General features: G+C 50.9%; 2 tRNA genes. Both read left to right on the plus strand.

Going from position 1 to position 344, the window contains the following annotated elements:
• The first annotated feature begins 109 nt into the window (after window positions 1-109).
• A tRNA-Ile gene (locus tag KNO61_RS17135) sits at window positions 110-186 on the plus strand.
• Between the two features lie 22 nt (window positions 187-208).
• Window positions 209-281, plus strand: a tRNA-Ala gene (locus KNO61_RS17140).
• The last annotated feature ends 63 nt before the right edge of the window (window positions 282-344 follow it).

Genomic DNA, 344 nt, shown 5'->3' on the forward strand with positions numbered 1-344 from the left:
AACAAGGTAGCCGTATCGGAAGGTGCGGCTGGATCACCTCCTTTCTAAGGAAAATGCCCATGTGGCATTGCCCATCGTTCAGTTTTGAGAGACCAAAACCTCTCTAAGAGGGCCTATAGCTCAGCCGGTTAGAGCGCACGCCTGATAAGCGTGAGGTCGGTGGTTCGAGTCCACTTAGGCCCACCATTTTTATGAACAATTCTAATACGGGGCCTTAGCTCAGCTGGGAGAGCGCCTGCCTTGCACGCAGGAGGTCAGCGGTTCGATCCCGCTAGGCTCCACTTTTGTTCCTTGAAAACTGAAGATTCATCAAGACATCAAAAACCAATTTCACATATGGTCCG

This window comes from Exiguobacterium sp. s140, from assembly GCF_018617035.1.
Taxonomy (GTDB): Bacteria; Bacillota; Bacilli; order Exiguobacteriales; family Exiguobacteriaceae; genus Exiguobacterium; species Exiguobacterium profundum.